Consider the following 16,471-nt stretch of genomic DNA (forward strand, 5'->3'; position numbering starts at 1 on the left):
GCTTAATTTATTGGTTCCTTATTACTTTAAATTGGAAAGTAAAGGGTATGGTACGATTACTGCTCTGATCGCGCATTCTTCCGCTGGCATTGCCTTCTATGAATTCGCCCGGCTTTCCAAAATTAGTGATCTTTACCAGCCATGCCCCTGTATTGGTGAGCTGTGTTTTATCCTGACTGAATTTCAGGGTTGTTACCGGATATTCTCCGGGATTGGCATCTCCGGAAAAACTCATACTGAACGCTACAGCAGCAGCATCTGCGGTTTTATAACAATTGATCGTATAGGTTTTAGCCGCGGTACCCATTGTCTGTATCAAAGAATCCACGGGGGCCTGCAAAAGGTAATTGGTGCCATTCATCGTATAACTGATATACTGCATATTCCGTTTATTGCAGGTGCTCAGCGTTCCCAGGTCCACTTTTCCGGTAGACATTTCCATGGTAATGGTATTACTTTCCATGTTTCCGTCTTCATCTACAGCTGTTATTTTAGCATAGGTATTGGTGTTATAGCAGCGATCCAGGCTCAATTGAAACAGTCCGTTTGAAATTTTTGCTTTGTGAATCTGTCCATCTATAATAACCCGAACCCAGCCATTGTATACGGCGGCGGCTTTACAATTCTGTACTTTACCCTGAATCAATAAGTTATTGGCTGCATTGGCTCCGGCTTTGATAGTGCCCAGCCAATTATCCGAACTGCCGGTAGTTATTTTTTGCGCTGCTAAAATTTCATTACAAGCATTTACCACGCGCATTTCCATAGCACTATTGCGGGGTGCATTCATCAGTAATATGCCCTTATCATTCGTATGTACAGAATTGCCTAACAGCTCTTTGCCGTCTGCAGAGTATAGTTGAATCCGTGCAAAAGCCAGCGCTGCACCATTTACATCTGTTATAGTAGCTTTAAGCGGAGCTGCGGGCAAAGCAGTACCACATGCCCAGGTAGAAAAATGTGGAATCTGAGCACTGTAATAATTCCCTTCTTTAACGGCTTTGCCTTCTTCTTTCCATTCGCCGTTAAGGGGATCAAAATACCAGAGCGAAATTGCCGTCGGTGCACCGGCCAGTTTAGAAGGTGGAATTGGAAATTTAACCGATGCCGCTTTTCCGGTACTTAACTGTAGTTGCTGACCAGCCGTACCGGTAAGTTCGGTAACCACTGCGGTTAAAAATTGAATCGATACAGGTTTATTGGAAAGATCGGTTCCTTTAGCACCAGGAATTATATCGTAAAAAGCAGGCTCGTCTGCCTGCCGGCTGAAAGCATTCACCTGTACTGTTCCTGTGTATTGCTGTCCGCTGGCAAGGTCCTTCATTGCAGCGCCTGAAAACTGAAGGCTGGCACCAGATGCCAGAGAATAAGTGCCTCCTGCTTCTGCGTCAAACTGGTGGCCAGACTCACGTATTACCAGTTCTGCCTGGATATATTGTTCAGACTCAGGTAGGATATCAAAGCGCTGATAATCCCTGAAATACCCGTTTGCAGCCACTTCAACCAGCCCGTTATTCGGTTTTACCCGAAGATTGGTGAACTGGTAATTTCCATTAATATCAGTAGTGGTAAGTTCATTTCCGGATCGAACCAGGGCCCCGGAAATTGGCGTAGCATTTTCATCGGTTACTCTTCCCTTGAGAGAAATGGTAACCATTGCCTGTCCGGATGGTTTGTCGATTGGTTGCGGATCAGCTTCCAAATCGGGTTTTGAGCAGGCATTTAACAAGACAGTACATAAAAGTACTATCCCGCCTGCGCGGATTATTGGATTTGACATAGGGTATGAATCTTATCCTTGAACGTCGTATTGTTCCAAATCTTATTTAATGCAGGAACTTTTAGATGAATGGCAAAATTTATGCCGTACCCCCAGGCTGGCTTTAAATAGTTCCTTCATTTTCAATTCGTTGACCAGGATCAACTAAGACTAAGAGGCCACCCTTAGGGTGGCCTCTTAGTTTACATGTAGTGCCTATCCAGATCAGATATGCGCTTCAATTTTCTTTACAAAATTTGCCTTTGGCTGTGCACCTACGAGCTTGTCAACTACCTGGCCATTTTTTACAAAAAGAATAGCCGGAATAGACGTAATGCCATAATTGATGGATAATTGCGGGTTATGGTCCACATTTACCTTACCTATTTTTACTTTGCCATCGTATTCTTTTGAAAGTTCTTCGATAACCGGCCCGATAGCGCGGCAGGGGCCACACCACTCCGCCCAGAAATCGATTACACTTAATTTTTCAGAATCCAATACTTCTGTCTGGAAATTGGAATCGGTTAATTCTAACGCCATGATTATTGATTTTTATATTGTTTTAGTGATATAGCTTCTTAAACACAAAAATAGTTCCGTTGGTTGAAAGGGGCTGTTATGGCATTCCCAATTGTTAAAGTAGGTTAATTCGTGTCAATTTTGACCTCTAATTCAGGTTTGCCCTGTAACCAACCCGTCAATTCGTCATTCATTTCCAATCCCTGTCCTAAGCTGTACAAGCTGGTTATTTTTTGATTTTTTGTATCCAATAAATTGATTCTCAGAGATGTAGATCCTCCTTTAAACTTCAACATATTACCTTCCAGGAAACTGATCAGTTCTTCCGTCACATGACGCGGTTCTACATAAAGGGTTACCTGTTTAGTAAGCGATTGTTTGATCGATTCAAGCAAGCTGATCCGTTCTACTTTAAACTCGTATTTGTCAGAATTGAACCGCGAGCGGAAGGAGCCCACCACAAACAGGTTTTTTCCTTTATCGAGATAGTCTTTGAAGCGCATGTAATCATCGCCCCAGAGCATAATCTCTGTTTTTCCGGAATAATCTTCCAGTGTTAAAGCTCCAAAACTCCTGCCCGTGCGGGTTTGTCGATGCTGGCCATCGAGTACCAGTCCGGCTAGCCGGTATTGCTTACCACTGGCCTGGAGGGTACTGCTTTCCAGCACTTCCAGGAAATCGGAAAGAGGAGTAATACCATAATGCTTCATTTCAAATTTAAAATTATCCAGGGGGTGACCACTCATGAAGATGCCGGTTACTTCCTTTTCTTTATCGAGCCGGTCGGTCAGCGACCACTGATCACAGGCCGGAATTTTAGGCGTAGGAATGTCCAGTACTGCAGGCAGATCTCCGAACAGGGTATTGGTGCTACCCTGCGACTGTGCCTGGAAAATATTACCGTATTTAATGATCTTCTCTAATCCGGTAGTGGTATCGCCCGTAGGAATATGAAAATATTGAGCCCGGTGAAACTCCGAAAAGCAATCAAATGCCCCGGCGTAAGCCAGGCTTTCCAGGGTTTTTTTGTTTACAGCGCGCTGATTAATCCGTTTAATCATATCGAACATAGACGTATAGGGGCCGTTGGAAGCCCTTTCCATCATTATATTGTCCACCGCTGCTTCTCCCACGCCTTTTAGTCCGCCTAATCCAAAACGAATAGCCCCGCCTTTATTAACAGCAAAGCCTTTTTTGGATTCGTTGATATCCGGCCCCAGCACTTCCAGTCCCATGCGCTTACACTCCTCCATAAAGAAGGTAATTTTCTCAATACTGCCGGCGTTGTTTAATACGGCCGCCATGTATTCCGAGGGATAATGGGCTTTCAGGTAGGCCGTCTGGTAGGCAACAAATGCATAACAGGTGGAATGCGATTTGTTAAAGGCGTACTGGGCAAAAGCCTCCCAATCGGTCCAGATCTTTTCCAGTTTGTCTTTGGGATGTCCTTTTTTTATGGCGCCTTCAACAAACTGCGCTTTCATTTTATCCAGTACTGCTTTCTGCTTTTTACCCATTGCTTTCCGCAGCACGTCGGCATCTCCTTTACTGAATCCAGCCAGGCTTTGGGCCAGCAACATAACCTGTTCCTGGTAAACGGTAATACCATAGGTTTCTTGCAGGTAATCTGCCATTTCGGGCAAATCATACGCAATTTCTTCGCGCCCGTGTTTCCGGTCAATAAAGTTCGGGATATAGGCCAGTGGACCCGGGCGGTACAGGGCGTTCATGGCAATAAGATCGGCGAACTGATCCGGTTTAAGATCACGCAGGTATTTTTGCATACCCGGACTTTCAAACTGGAACGTACCAATGGTATCTGCTCGTTGGTATAACTCAAACGTAGCCGCATCGTCCAGCGGGATATCATCGATAACAATATCTACACCGTGGTTTTCTTTGATCAGTGTCAACGCGTTTTTTATGATGGTGAGGGTTTTTAAACCCAGGAAGTCCATCTTAATAACGCCGGCATCTTCAATAATGCTGCCTTCGATTTGGGTTACCAGCAGTTCCGAATCCTTGGCGGTACAAACCGGTATAATATTCATCAGATCATCTGGTGCAATGATAATACCAGCAGCATGTAAGCCCGTATTGCGGACGGATCCTTCGAGGCGCTCTGCCTCCTGTAGTACATGAGCCCGGATATCATTACCGTTATAGATCTCTCGCAATCGGCGTACATTTTCCATATCCTCGGGAGCCAATTGTTCCTTGGCTTCGAGCGATTTTTCTCCATCCTTTTCAGTTAAGGGGGCTTTTAATACCCGCCCCAGTTCAATACCCGGCTTATCGGGCACCAGTTTGGCCAATGCATTTGATTCCGGTAAGGGAAGGTCCAGTACCCTGGCCACATCCTTGATACTCATTTTGGCGGCCATGGTGCCATAGGTAACAATTTGGGCCACCTGATTTTTCCCATATTTCTGAACTACATAATCAATTACTTTTTGGCGGCCATCGTCATCAAAATCCGTATCAATATCCGGCATGCTTTTCCGGTCGGGATTCAGGAATCGTTCGAACAGCAGGTTGTATTTAATAGGGTCGATATTGGTAATACCGATACAATAGGCCACTACGCTACCCGCTGCGGAACCACGCCCCGGACCCACAAATACCCCAAGGTCACGACCTGCTTTGATAAAATCACTCACAATCAGGAAATAACCCGCAAACCCCATGGTTTTGATCGTGAATAATTCAAAATCAAGCCGCTCCCTGATTTCCGGTGTAATATCCGTGTAGCGTATTTTAGCGCCTTCGTAGGTAATATGTTGCAGGTATTCCCATTGGTTGAGGTTGGAATCGTTGTGTACCTGAAATTCTTTCGGAATCGGAAATGCAGGCAGCAGGATATCTTTTTTCAGGTTCAGCAATTCTACCCGGTCAACGATCATATTGGTATTGTCAATTGCTTCCGGAACATCGCTGAAAAGCGCCGACATTTCTTCCGTGCTCTTGAAATAAAACTGATCATTGGGGAATTTGAAGCGCCTGTTTTTAACAGCTGCATCATCGTTCACAAAATCATCAAAACCAGGTGTGCTCTGTTTTTCTCCGGTATTGATACAGAGCAGAATATCATGCGCATTGGCATCGTCTCGGTCGGTATAATGGCTATCGTTGGTTGCAATAACAGGAACCTGGTACTTTTTTGCAAATCTCAACAGTACCTGATTAATCTGTTCCTGTTCTTTCATGTTATGGCGTTGCAGTTCAATGAAGTAATCTTCACCAAACATATCGAGCCACCATTTGAATTCTTTTTCCGCAGCTTCTTCTGAATCGTGCAGGATGGTTTGGGGTACATAAGCACCAATGCAACAGGTTGTAGCAATCAGCCCTTCGTGGTATTTTTCGATCAGTTCTTTATCAATCCGCGGATACTTGGAATACATTCCCTCGGTATAACCCAGGGAGGTAAGTTTAATAAGGTTTTGATAGCCCTTTGCGTTTTTGGCCAGTAATACCTGGTGGTATCGCTCATCTTTTTGCTCCTTCGTAAAGGATTTTCTGGTACGGTCCTTCACTACATAAAACTCGCACCCAACAACCGGTTTAACCAGTGGTTGGCCATCTTCGCCTTTGTGCTTATAGGCTTCCGACACAAACTCGAAAGCGCCAAACATATTGCCATGATCTGTAATGGCAATGGCGGGCATTTTGTTTTTGATCGCTTTTTTATAAAGAGACTGGATATTGGCGGCTCCATCCAATAAGGAATATTGGGTATGGCAGTGTAAATGTGAAAACCTCGACATAGACCTGCAAGTAACAAATTTTTAACGCCCCTGCATCAAATTCTAATTTGCTATTTTTGCACAATTGTGTTTAAAATAAATATCCTTGATTAAGTTATTTTATATATCCGCAGTGATGGTGTTGCTGGCTGCCTGCGGTTCCAGCAAACAAAGCGCAGGGGGGCATAGTACGCCCACGGTAAAACGTACAAAACCCAGTAAACCAGGCGATTCTCGATTCATCGACGGCATTTCCATGACACCGGGAGAAGAAGGTCCGGGCAGTGTAAATCATCCCAATACCGGCTGGTTTGGGTCTCCGGCGGAGGCACGTGCTACAGGCGTATACGGAAATATTGAAAACAGCACGGCGCTTCATTTCAAATACGCCATTATGCTCGACCAGCCTGTTGAATACCTTACTAATCTTACACTTTTACAGTTTATCGAAGATTGGTATGGAACAAGGTACCGGTATGGCGGAAATACCAAACAAGGGGTAGATTGTTCCGGTTTTACCTGCAATTTATCAACTGCCGTTTTTGGGAAAAACCTGCCCAGAACTGCCCGCGAACAATATGACGCTGCCCAGAAAATACCCACTGATTATTTGCAAGAGGGAGACCTGGTTTTCTTCAATACCAGGGGAGGGGTTTCTCATGTGGGCGTTTACCTGGCAAACAACAAATTTGTGCATGCTTCCACGTCCGGCGGCGTAATGATCAGCGATCTGAACGAGGAATATTATCGTAAACGCTTTGTAGGAGCCGGCCGGCTTTGATCAATTTACCTGTTTTACCTGGATATTAAAATTAGGATCGGCCACCAGCACCGTGTTTTTACCCGGTAATTGTTTCCAGTCAGTACCCGGCTGAATCCAGCTTGTTTTATCCTGCACGGTTATTTTTACCGGCATATTGAACCCTTCGATTGAATTGGCCCAGCGATACGATAATCTGCCTTTGGAAATTCTGTACTCCAATACCGGAATCTGGATAGTACGGAGGTACTGGTCATAGATTTTTGTAAGATCCTTACCGGTAAATTGATTGATATAGGCTTCAATTTCAGCAGAGCTAACCGTTTTATGGTAATACACTTTATTCAGGCTCCTGAGTAATTGCCTGAATTTTTCATCATCGCCTATCAACTGCCGGATGATATGAATCATACTGGATGCTTTTGCATACATGTCTCCGCTGCCTTCTTTATTAACGCCGTACTGACCAATGATTGGAATATCATTGGCAATATTTCTTCTGGAGCCAATCTGGTATTCATTGCCCGCCTGCAGGTTGTTCTGGCATTGGGTAAAAATTGTTTCACTGTAATTAGTGAAGCCTTCATGCACCCACATATCAGCAATATCTTTAGTGGTTATATTATTCCCAAACCATTCATGCCCCGTTTCGTGAATGATAATAAAGTCCCATTTTAATCCCCAGCCGGTGCCTGAAAGGTCTTTTCCCAGATAGCCGTTTTTATACTGATTGCCGTAGGCCACCGCGCTTTGATGTTCCATTCCAAGGTGGGGGGATTCTACCAGTTTATAGCCATCTTCATAAAATGGATAAGGACCAAACCAATGCTCAAAACACTGAAGCATGGGCTTAACCTGCTGGAATTGCTTCTTAGCCTTTTCCAGGTTTTCTTCCAATACCCAATAATCGCAATCCAGCTTACCTTTTTCCCCGTCAAATACTTCGGAAAAATGTGCATATTTTCCGATATAGGGGATGATATTGTAATTGTTGATCGGGTTCTTTACTTCCCAGGTGTAAACGGTGCGTCCGCTGTCGAGGTTGGATTGATTAATAAGACGCCCGTTGCCTACAGCGGTTAATCCGGCAGGCGCTACGATCCGGAGCTCTGCTCCTTCATCCGGTTCATCGCTCTGGTGATCTTTACAAGGATACCAAACCGAGGCCCCGAGGCCCTGGCAGGCAACACTCATCCAGGGGTTACCGGCTTTATCTTTTTTCCAGATCCACCCACCGTCCCAGGGCGGACGGATGGCTTCCACCGGTTTACCGGAAAAATGCACCAGGAGTGTCTGACGGCTGTTTATCGGAAATCCGCCGGGTATATTTACATAGAAAACATTGCCATTACGCGTATAACTAAACGTTTTGCCGTTCGATTCAATACGGTCTATCTGCATCGGTTCCTGTAAATCAAGTTGCATCAGCGGGTGGTTCTTAATTACCTGGATGGTCAGCTGAACATATCCTTTAATGGTTTTTGACGCATAGTCGGGCTCTACGTAAATCGCATATTTTTTTACATCCCACCAGGTCCTGTTTTCGTTGAGCGAGCCTCTTAAGCTGTCTTGTTGCGTAACAGCTTGTTTGCCGGAAAGCGGCTGGCCAAATAAGCTGGCGCAACCTGCTGTGATTAAAATCAAAAATGAGAATACTATCCGCTTTAACGTAAGTTGCATAAAGAACTCAATTTTCAATAAATATAGTTTCTTCAGATAACATGTGCAGAACTTGGGCCTATCGGATAACCTTACTGGCTGTCATGGGCTGGATGACCGGCTGGGGATGCGGGTCGGCCGACCCAAAGGATGCCGGTTTTTTTTGTTACAATGAATCAACCGGTATTGCCAGCCTGGATCCGGCTTTTGCCAAGAACCAGAGCATTATGTGGGCGGTACACCAGTTATACAATACTCTTGTAGAAGTGGATAGCAACCTGCAGATCAGGCCTTCGCTGGCACATCGCTGGGATATCAGCGAAGACGGAACCGTTTATACGTTTTACCTGAGAACAGATGTCCGTTTTCACGACGACCCCTGTTTTAAAGAAGGAAGTGGGCGAAAACTGGTGGCCGAGGATGTAGCTTTCAGCCTGCAACGGATCATGGATCCGGCAACGGCCAGCAGCGGAGCCTGGATTTTTAATGGACGGGTAAAGAAAGAAAACGGGTTTATAGCCCTTAATGATTCCACCCTCCAGGTTCGATTAGAAGCCCCATTTCCCCCAATTTTGGGCATTTTAAGCATGCAATATTGTTCCGTTGTACCAAAGGAAGCTATCCGGCAGTATGGGAAAAACTTCCGGTCGCATCCGGTAGGAACCGGCCCCTTTCAACTGGTTGCCTTAGAGGAGGGACAGGCGTTGTTATTGAAGAAAAATCCCAACTATTTTGAAAAAGATGAAAATGGCCGTCAACTTCCTTACATAAACGGTATAAAAATCAGCTTTAATGATAGTAAGGCCACGGAGTTTCTCTTGTTCCGGCAGGGTAAACTGCATTTTATAAACGATATCGACGCTTCTTTTAAGGACGAAATACTAACTAAAAAAGGAGAGCTGAGAACGGAATGGAAAGATAAAATTCAATTGAACAAACATGCTTATCTGAATGTGGAATACCTGGGAATCCTGGTTGATACCTCCAATCTGCTGGTAAAACAATCGCCCCTTCGAAGCAGGGCTATACGCCAGGCCCTGAATTACGGGTTCGATAGAAAAAAAATGATGCTTTACCTGCGGAATTCTATTGGCAGGGCAGCTGAATCGGGCTTTGTACCAGCCGGACTACCGTCTTTTGATACGGCAAAGGTAAAAGGATACCAGTTTAACCCGGTTAAAGCAAAGGAGTTATTGGCAGCAGCGGGGTTTAAAGATGGAAAAGGCTTGCCGGAGATTACGCTGCTGACCGTTCCAATTTACAGTGAGCTGGCCAGCTATATAGTGCGTGAATGGCAGGAACTGGGTGTACCGGTTAAAGTGGATGTAGTACAAAAAAGTTTATTATTAGAACAGACAGCCCAATCGCAGGCCCTATTTTTCCGGGGGAGTTGGATCGCCGATTACCCTGATGCAGAAAATTACCTGAGTGTATTTTATGGAAAGAATCCGGCCCCTCCGAATTATACTCGCTACAGAAACCCTGCATATGACAAATTATACGAACAGGCACTCACAGAAACAAACGATCGTGTGCGATTTGAACTGTACCAGGAAATGGATCGTATGATTCTTCAGGATGCACCGGTTATACCACTCTGGTACGATGAAGTCATTCATCTTGTTCAACCTTTTGTGCAGAATTTTTCACCAAATGCGTTGAATCTCCTGGAACTCAGAAGAGTACGATTTAACTAATCCGCTTTTAATTTTCCTGTAACTTTGGCCATCATTTTTCAAAAGAGTCACATGGCGGTAATTTTAATTTTCTTTTTTACTCACTGGTTTTTATCCTTGTTTTTTCACACTTTTTTCTTGCACCGGTTTGCTTCCCATCAAATGTATACAACCAGTAAAGGGTGGGAAAGAGTTTTTTACCTGATGACCTGGTTTACACAAGGTTCTTCCTACCTGGTGCCTAGAGCGTATGGCGTAATGCACCGCATGCACCATGTGTATAGTGATACGGAAAAAGACCCGCATAGCCCGCATTTCTTCAAGGACGTTTGGGGTATGATGATGCATACCAGAAATATTTATAACAGTTTTGTTACCCGCAAGGGTATGCCGGAAGAGCAGTTCACAAAAGCCTATCTCCCCAATTGGGAAAAGCTGGATCGTTTTGCTGATCATTGGGCTACCCGGCTTTGCTTTGGAATAGCTTATACACTTGTATATATAATTTTTGCACCTAGTTACTGGTGGTTTTTATTATTGCCTATTCATTACCTGATGGGCCCGGTTCAGGGAGCTATTGTAAACTGGTGTGGTCACAAGTATGGGTATGCGAACTATAAAAATGGCGACCATTCCAAAAATTCTGAACCCTGGGGAATTTTCCTGTTGGGTGAATTGTTCCAAAACAACCACCATAAAGATGGCGAGAATCCAAATTTTGCCCGCAAATGGTTTGAGCTGGATCCTACTTTTTACGTGATGCGTGGTATGAACCTGATCGGTATTATAAAGTTAAAGCCTGCAACGGTAACGCAGCAGCCGCCTTCTCATTAATAGGATTTCACTAAAATACTATAAAAAAAGGGCCGGATTTTTTATAATCCGGCCCTTTTTTATAGTAAAAGAATGTGTTTTTTAGTTTTTAGTTTGTCCCTGGTTGTATCTTTTCAGTTTATCCTTAAATACCTTTTCAAATTTTTCCAGCTTGGGACGTATTACAAAATAACAATAGGGTTGAGATCCATTGTTGAGGTAGTAATTCTGGTGATAGTCTTCCGCTATATAGAATTTCTTAAAGGGAACAATTTCGGTAACGATGGGGTTATCCCAGGCATGGCTTTTTTCCAGCTGCTCTTTGTAATAAAGGGCTTTTTTCTTTTGTTCTTCGGTATGGTAAAAGATAGCACTGCGGTATTGCGGGCCTACGTCATTTCCCTGCTTATTGAGTGTGGTTGGATCATGGGTTTGCCAGAAAACTTCCAGTATTTCGTCGAAACTAACCATAGAGGGGTCGAAAACCACCTGAATTACTTCTGCATGCCCGGTGTTTTTTTCCGAAACCTGTTCATAGGTTGGGTTGGCTACATGGCCCCCGGAATAACCGGAAGATACCTTCAGCACCCCATTTAGTTGTTGAAATACGGCTTCCACACACCAGAAACAGCCCGCTCCGAGCGTAGCTGTGTCCGTTACCTGTTGATACCCGGCATAAACAAGATCATTGCTCATGGACCTGTTAGGATTTTCTTTTTGCGCACAACTGCTAAGCAGCAGGTAACAAGTCAGTAAAGAAAACGGAGTAAAAAGTTTCAAATACGACATTTTAGTTGAACACAATTGTTAGTGCAAGGTACAACCACTAAGGGTTTTAATAGCTGGATAAAACGTTAAATTAGCACTATTCCCCTGAACCTATTGGCCTTTGATGGGATTTTTACCATATACTCCTATCTTTGCGCGCTATGACACAAGAGCAATTGAAAACATTACGGGAACGGGTTACTGTTCTAAGGAGGTTTCTTTGACGTCGCTAACCGCACCGATAAGATTCAACAGGATAAACAATTAACGCTGGCCCCGGGTTTTTGGGATGATAATCAGCGGGCAACGGCTATTCTGAAAGAAATCAAAGTACATGAATACTGGATGGATCTGTTCAGATCGGTGGAAACCGGTGTGGAGGATTTTGCCGTATTGTATGAATTTTGGAAAGCCGGGGAAGCCACAGAGGAAGAAGCCCGCGAGGCTTATGAAAAAGCGCTGGCAGCCATTGAAGAAGCAGAGTTTAAAAGCACCCTTAACCAGCCGGAGGACGAATTACCGGCCGTTATCCAGATAAACAGTGGAGCAGGTGGTACGGAAAGCCAGGATTGGGCCCATATTTTATCGCGTATGTACCGGATGTATGGCGAAAAACAGGGCTGGACAGTTACCGAACTGGACTGGCAGGATGGAGACGGGGCAGGTATTAAAAGTGCTACATTCCAGTTCGATGGTCCTTTTGCCTATGGGTTTTTGAAAGGAGAAAGCGGGGTACACCGCCTGGTACGAATATCTCCCTTTGATTCAAACGCCCGCCGCCACACTTCTTTTGCTTCGGTTTTTGTATATCCCCTGGTGGATGATACCATAGAAATTGAGGTGAAAGACAGTGAAGTGAAAATGGAAACGGCAAGAAGTGGGGGAGCAGGCGGACAGAACGTAAACAAGGTTGAAACCAAGGTTATGTTAACCCACCTGCCAACCGGAATTGTGGTAATTTGCCAGACCGAACGTACCCAGTTGGGCAACCGCGAAAAAGCCATGCAAATGTTGAAGAGCCGTTTGTATGAAGAGGAATTAAGAAGGAGGGAGGAAGCAAAAAATTCGACCAACGCCAGCAAGAAAAAAATTGAATGGGGTAGTCAGATCAGGAGTTATGTATTCCATCCCTATAAAATGATTAAAGACCACCGAACGGATTATGAAGTCGGAAATGTTCAGCCCGTAATGGATGGTGAACTGGATGGCTTTATCAAGGCCTACCTGATGAGTCAGAAGGAAGAAGAACCTGCCAGCTAACACAAAAACATATACCATGAGTCTTGGTTATTTTTCTTACCCGTTACCGGTGAATGAGCCCGTATTAAATTATGCGCCCGGTTCACCTGAAAAAATTCGCCAGAAAAAAGTACTGGCCGAATTGAAGAAAAAAGAGGCGGATATCCCTATGTATATAGGCGGAAGGGCTGTTCGTACAGGAAATAAAGTAGCTATCCATGCACCGCATGAAAGAGCGCATGTATTAGGTCATTTCCATGCGGGCGATAAAAAACATGTGCAGCAGGCAATTGATGCCGCCCTAAAGGCAAAGGAGTCCTGGGCTGCCATGAGTTGGGAAAACAGAGCGGCCATTTTTTTAAAGGCAGCAGATCTTATTGCCACCAAATACCGCCCTTATCTGAATGGTACAACCATGTTGGGCCAAAGTAAAAATGTTTACCAGGCAGAGATTGATAGTGCTTGTGAAATCGTGGATTTTTTGCGCTTCAATGTACATTATCTCAGTGAAATTTATAAGCAGCAGCCAATCAGTGCTCCTGGTGTACATAACCGCATGGAATGGCGGCCACTGGAAGGATTTGTACTGGCTGTAACGCCTTTTAATTTCACGGCAATAGGAGGCAACCTGCCTACTTCCGCTGCCATGTGTGGCAATACCGTGGTTTGGAAACCCGCTAACACGCAGGTTTACTCTGCGCAGCAGTTTATGCGAATAATGATGGAAGCCGGGTTACCGGATGGTGTCATCAACCTGATTTATGTAGATGGCCCTACTTTGGGGGAGGTATGCTTTAATCATCCTGATTTTGCCGGCGTGCATTTTACCGGATCAACAGGTGTATTTAACCAAATGTGGGCTACCATCGGGGCCAATGTATCAAAGTATAAGTCCTATCCCCGGATCGTAGGTGAAACGGGCGGAAAGGATTTTGTACTGGCCCATAAATCGGCCGACCCGGATGTGGTGGCAACAGCACTTGCGCGGGGTGCATTTGAATACCAGGGACAAAAATGTTCAGCTGCTTCCCGGGCGTATATACCTTCCAATATTGCAGATGCTGTGAAACGGAAACTGGTAACGCAGGTTGAATCCATGAAAATGGGTTCCGTAGAGGATTTTAGCAATTTTGTAAATGCGGTAATCGATGAGAAAAGTTACGATAAACTGAAAAAGTATATTGATAACGCCAAAAAGGACCGCAAGGCAAAAATTCTGGTAGGTGGTAACTGCGATAAACGAAAAGGATTCTTTATTGAGCCTACAGTCATTGAAGTACGAGACCCCCGGTATGTTACGATGTGCGAAGAGTTATTCGGGCCGGTATTAACGATTTATACTTACGATGCAGAGCAGTTTGAAAAAACGCTGACCCTGGTAGATACCACGTCTGATTATGCGCTAACAGGCTCAATTATTGCCCAGGATCGGGCGGCCGTTGAATTGGCGGTAAACAGGTTGCGCCATGCGGCGGGGAATTTTTATATCAATGATAAACCGACCGGAGCCGTAGTAGGTCAGCAGCCATTTGGCGGCGCACGTGCAAGCGGCACCAATGATAAAGCAGGATCGATGCTGAACCTGTATCGCTGGTTGAGTGCAAGAACAATAAAAGAAACCTTTAACCCGCCGGTAGATTACCGGTATCCGTTTTTAGGAGAGGAATAAATTTTGATAGCCGCTTTTGCGGCTATTTTTTTTGATCGGTACTGAAGCCGTATTTTAGCATAAAATTGACCGAGTGAAAACCATCCTCAGTGAAGAGCAGATTAATTTAACGGTAAAAAGGCTGAGTCATCAGATCCTGGAAAATTGCCCGGATCTTTCGAAAGCATGCCTGATTGGCATACAGCCAAGAGGAAAATGGCTGAGTGATCGAATTAACCAGGAAATCCGCCATATATTACCCGCCGGTGAAGTGGCCTATGGTATTCTTGATATTACGTTTTACCGGGATGATGTTCGCAATGAGTTACGCATCGCCAATGAAACAGATATACCTTTTTCCATACAGGATAAACAGGTTATATTAATTGATGATGTTTTGTACACGGGGCGTACTATCCGGGCAGCACTGGATGCACTGCTGGATTTTGGTCGTCCGGCTAAAGTGGAATTATGTGTGCTGATTGATCGAAGATTCAGCAGAGAGTTGCCTATTCAGCCCGATTATGTTGGAAAATCGATCGACTCCATTATTACCGAACGCGTAAAAGTTGGCTGGAAGGAAAATGAGGGAAAGGATGAGGTGGTATTGCTCTAACAATTAACTTTGCACCCTAATGCAACTAAGTACAAAACATCTTCTAGGCATTAGAGATCTGGTTCCCCGGGACATACAACTTATTTTAGATACCGCCACCCAATTCAAAGAAGTTTTACAGCGACCGATTAAAAAAGTGCCGTCTCTCCGAGACGTAACCATCGTGAATTTGTTTTATGAAAATTCAACTCGGACGCGGATTTCTTTTGAACTGGCCGAAAAAAGACTGAGTGCGGATACCATCAATTTTTCTGCCAGCGGATCTTCGGTGTCGAAAGGGGAGACCCTGCTCGACACGGTGAACAATATCCTCAGTATGAAAGTGGATATGGTGGTTATGCGCCACAGTGCCAGCGGAGCTCCGCATTTTCTGGCCAAACATATTCCGGCAGCAATTGTAAACGCGGGAGACGGTATCAATGAACACCCTACCCAGGCTTTGCTGGATGCTTTTTCTATTCGAGAAAAACTGGGCAGCCTGGAAGGGAAAAAAATTGCGCTGATCGGCGATATCATGCATTCGCGGGTTGCGTTAAGTAATATTTACCTGCTGAAAAAAATGGGCGCAGAAGTGATGGTGGCTGGTCCGCCTACGCTAATCCCCACCTATATGAAAGAAGCCTTTGATGTTCAGGTGGAGTATGATCTGAAAAAAGCGTTAGCCTGGTGCGATGTGGCAAATGTGCTTCGTATCCAGCTCGAACGGCAGAACCAGGTTTTGTTTTCCTCGCTGCGTGAATATAACCTGGCATACGGGGTAAAGAAGGCGTTACTGGATCAGCTCAATAAAGAAATAATTGTCATGCATCCGGGCCCCATTAACCGGGGCGTAGAACTGGACAGCGATGTGGCCGATAGCAAACAATCAATTATTTTACAACAGGTGGAAAATGGGGTAGCGGTACGGATGGCCGTATTATACCTGCTCGCTGGCCGCGGTGAGCAATAAATAATGAATCAGCATGAAAATTTGCCTCTTTCCCGGAACCTTTGATCCCATAACCCTGGGACATGTAGATATAGTAACCCGCGCACTTCCTTTGTTTGATAAAATAATTATCGGCGTTGGTCTGAATTCTTCCAAGGCGCCGATGTTTTCTGCAGAACAACGACTGCTTTGGATCAAGGAAATCTTTAAAGAAGAGCCGAAAGTAGAAGGTGCCATGTACGAGGGACTGACCGTCAAATTTTGCCAGGAAATAGGGGCTAATTTTATTCTGAGAGGTATTCGATACGTGAGCGACTTTGAATACGAGAAAACTATT

The 16,471-nt window shown here is 44.7% G+C and carries 13 protein-coding genes; 8 read left to right on the top strand and 5 right to left on the bottom strand.

Going from position 1 to position 16,471, the window contains the following annotated elements; genetic code table 11:
• Positions 1-7: 7 nt before the first annotated feature.
• The 3 genes from A1D16_RS13555 to dnaE form a co-directional block, all read right to left on the bottom strand.
• Positions 8-1,780 carry a carboxypeptidase-like regulatory domain-containing protein gene (locus A1D16_RS13555; protein WP_290710369.1) on the bottom strand — a complete coding sequence of 591 codons (1,773 nt, stop codon included), beginning with the start codon at positions 1,778-1,780 and terminating at the stop codon, positions 8-10.
• A gap of 204 nt (positions 1,781-1,984) precedes the next feature.
• The gene (gene trxA, locus A1D16_RS13560) at positions 1,985-2,302 is read right to left on the bottom strand and encodes a thioredoxin (RefSeq protein WP_290710371.1); all 318 of its coding nucleotides are present in this window, start codon (positions 2,300-2,302) and stop codon (positions 1,985-1,987) included.
• Between the two features lie 104 nt (positions 2,303-2,406).
• Positions 2,407-6,048, bottom strand: coding sequence for a DNA polymerase III subunit alpha (gene dnaE, locus A1D16_RS13565; protein ID WP_290710373.1), 3,642 nt, complete (start codon positions 6,046-6,048; stop codon positions 2,407-2,409).
• Positions 6,049-6,133: 85 nt separating this feature from the next.
• On the opposite strand from dnaE, the gene A1D16_RS13570 reads away from it, so the two are divergent.
• Positions 6,134-6,808 carry an NlpC/P60 family protein gene (locus A1D16_RS13570; protein ID WP_290710375.1) on the top strand — a complete coding sequence of 225 codons (675 nt, stop codon included), beginning with the start codon at positions 6,134-6,136 and terminating at the stop codon, positions 6,806-6,808.
• Here the strand turns inward: A1D16_RS13570 and A1D16_RS13575 are convergent, their stop codons facing one another.
• Positions 6,809-8,467 (bottom strand): M1 family metallopeptidase, encoded by a 1,659-nt coding sequence (locus A1D16_RS13575; protein ID WP_290710377.1) that lies wholly within the window; start codon positions 8,465-8,467, stop codon positions 6,809-6,811.
• 41 nt (positions 8,468-8,508) lie between these two features.
• On the opposite strand from A1D16_RS13575, the gene A1D16_RS13580 reads away from it, so the two are divergent.
• Together A1D16_RS13580 and A1D16_RS13585 are read left to right on the top strand one after the other, a co-directional pair.
• The gene (locus tag A1D16_RS13580; RefSeq protein WP_290710379.1) at positions 8,509-10,143 is read left to right on the top strand and encodes an ABC transporter substrate-binding protein; all 1,635 of its coding nucleotides are present in this window, start codon (positions 8,509-8,511) and stop codon (positions 10,141-10,143) included.
• A gap of 51 nt (positions 10,144-10,194) precedes the next feature.
• Positions 10,195-10,956, top strand: coding sequence for an acyl-CoA desaturase (locus tag A1D16_RS13585; RefSeq protein ID WP_290710381.1), 762 nt, complete (start codon positions 10,195-10,197; stop codon positions 10,954-10,956).
• An 81-nt stretch (positions 10,957-11,037) separates the two neighbouring features.
• On the opposite strand, the gene msrA is transcribed toward A1D16_RS13585, so the two are convergent.
• Complete coding sequence (gene msrA, locus A1D16_RS13590) at positions 11,038-11,631, bottom strand: peptide-methionine (S)-S-oxide reductase MsrA (RefSeq protein WP_366206827.1); 594 nt, start codon at positions 11,629-11,631, stop codon at positions 11,038-11,040.
• A gap of 233 nt (positions 11,632-11,864) precedes the next feature.
• Between msrA and prfB the strand changes: the two genes are divergently transcribed.
• The 5 genes from prfB to coaD form a co-directional block, all read left to right on the top strand.
• A protein-coding gene (prfB, locus tag A1D16_RS13595) for a peptide chain release factor 2 (RefSeq protein ID WP_366206821.1) occupies positions 11,865-12,963 on the top strand; the annotation gives its coding sequence in 2 pieces (ribosomal slippage) (positions 11,865-11,915 and positions 11,917-12,963; 1,098 coding nt in all).
• A gap of 16 nt (positions 12,964-12,979) precedes the next feature.
• Positions 12,980-14,611, top strand: coding sequence for an L-glutamate gamma-semialdehyde dehydrogenase (gene pruA, locus A1D16_RS13600; RefSeq protein ID WP_290710387.1), 1,632 nt, complete (start codon positions 12,980-12,982; stop codon positions 14,609-14,611).
• Positions 14,612-14,684: 73 nt separating this feature from the next.
• Positions 14,685-15,206 (top strand): bifunctional pyr operon transcriptional regulator/uracil phosphoribosyltransferase PyrR, encoded by a 522-nt coding sequence (gene pyrR, locus A1D16_RS13605; protein WP_290710389.1) that lies wholly within the window; start codon positions 14,685-14,687, stop codon positions 15,204-15,206.
• Positions 15,207-15,225: 19 nt separating this feature from the next.
• Positions 15,226-16,155 carry an aspartate carbamoyltransferase catalytic subunit gene (locus A1D16_RS13610; protein ID WP_290710391.1) on the top strand — a complete coding sequence of 310 codons (930 nt, stop codon included), beginning with the start codon at positions 15,226-15,228 and terminating at the stop codon, positions 16,153-16,155.
• Positions 16,156-16,168: 13 nt separating this feature from the next.
• On the top strand, positions 16,169-16,471 hold a 303-nt coding region (gene coaD, locus A1D16_RS13615), incomplete at its 3' end, for a pantetheine-phosphate adenylyltransferase (protein ID WP_290710393.1).

Source organism: Flavihumibacter sp. CACIAM 22H1 (assembly GCF_001601815.1).
Classification (GTDB): Bacteria; Bacteroidota; Bacteroidia; order Chitinophagales; family Chitinophagaceae; genus Flavihumibacter.

Bases quoted from the DNA above. Each gene is read 5' to 3' on its own strand.
- A1D16_RS13555 (WP_290710369.1), bottom strand. From the start codon at position 1,780: ATGTCAAATCCAATAATCCGCGCAGGCGGGATAGTACTTTTATGTACT.
- trxA (WP_290710371.1), bottom strand. From the start codon at position 2,302: ATGGCGTTAGAATTAACCGATTCCAATTTCCAGACAGAAGTATTGGAT.
- dnaE (WP_290710373.1), bottom strand. From the start codon at position 6,048: ATGTCGAGGTTTTCACATTTACACTGCCATACCCAATATTCCTTATTG.
- A1D16_RS13575 (WP_290710377.1), bottom strand. From the start codon at position 8,467: ATGCAACTTACGTTAAAGCGGATAGTATTCTCATTTTTGATTTTAATC.
- A1D16_RS13580 (WP_290710379.1), top strand. From the start codon at position 8,509: ATGTGCAGAACTTGGGCCTATCGGATAACCTTACTGGCTGTCATGGGC.
- A1D16_RS13585 (WP_290710381.1), top strand. From the start codon at position 10,195: ATGGCGGTAATTTTAATTTTCTTTTTTACTCACTGGTTTTTATCCTTG.
- msrA (WP_366206827.1), bottom strand. From the start codon at position 11,631: ATGAGCAATGATCTTGTTTATGCCGGGTATCAACAGGTAACGGACACA.
- pruA (WP_290710387.1), top strand. From the start codon at position 12,980: ATGAGTCTTGGTTATTTTTCTTACCCGTTACCGGTGAATGAGCCCGTA.
- A1D16_RS13610 (WP_290710391.1), top strand. From the start codon at position 15,226: ATGCAACTAAGTACAAAACATCTTCTAGGCATTAGAGATCTGGTTCCC.